The sequence below is a fragment of the Vibrio sp. 378 genome (genome assembly GCF_033339435.1).
Map to the genome: position 1 here is coordinate 1 of NZ_JAWOUO010000200.1, position 982 is coordinate 982.

2 protein-coding genes are annotated in these 982 nt (G+C 44.7%); both read left to right on the forward strand.

What is annotated here, in order from left to right; all coding sequences use genetic code 11:
- On the forward strand, window positions 1-461 hold a 461-nt coding region (locus R7Q48_RS25130; RefSeq protein ID WP_318132854.1), incomplete at its 5' end, for a LysE family translocator.
- Window positions 462-982, forward strand: a 521-nt coding sequence (locus R7Q48_RS25135) for a threonine transporter RhtB (RefSeq protein ID WP_318132855.1), incomplete at its 3' end; no start/stop codon positions are given.

Sequence of the window (982 nt, forward strand, 5' to 3'; positions counted from 1 at the left end):
TGGGCATTTCTGCCATCCTTGCACAATCCGCAGAGCTATTCCAAATCGTTAAAATGATTGGTGCCGCGTACCTCATTTGGCTTGGTATCAGCAGTTTGAAAGCGCTAATGGCTTCAGACGGAGGCATTACTGTCGCTGAACAAATTCAGCAGGTATACAGTGGAAAACGTTCGTTTAGAGAGGGCTTTCTCTCAAATGTACTAAACCCAAAAACGGCAGTGTTTTACTTGGCATTTTTACCGCAATTCGTTAATCCGGAAGGCTCACCATTGTTGCAATCTATGACGATGGCCGCTATCCATTTTGTTATCGCAATGGTTTGGCAATGTGGCTTGGCGGGGGCTTTAAACTCAGCAAAGAACTTGCTCAAAAATGCCAGCTTTATGAAATGGATGGAAGGAGTAACAGGTGCTGTGCTTGTTGCGCTAGGAATTAAGTTACTGATTGAAGAACCACTTTAAATGCGCAATTTATACCGACTTGCTTTAATGCTGACGCTGTTTTTGTTGGGGTTTGCGAGTGCTGTTGCTTGGATGACATTACCACAAATCAAGTTTTCACCTCGGGGGATGGAGTGGGGGTGGCACTGGGCGCACTTTGAGCCGTTTTCTAATGGTATCCAAAAGGCGCGAACGCACGACACCAAACAGCTCTTGTTAAGACGAGTTTACCTTGACGATGCGATCGTCGTTTTTGTATCTACGACGTTAGACAACAAGTTTGAAATCGATGTTGTGCAGGAGAAAACTTGCAAACCGAACGCCACAACTTGGGCATCCGTATCAGTGAATCGCCAGCGAATGGCGCATGTGCCAATGGTGTGTGATAGCGTCGGACAGAGTTATTTTTACCGTTACATAGGTAAGCATTTAGATTCGCTAGAATTTGGCGTTGATGAGTCTTTCATTACGGAAGATTTTGCCCATTGGCCAATCGCGGATATTAAAGTTGATCAGTTCAAACAGCAAAACGCTAAGTTTTT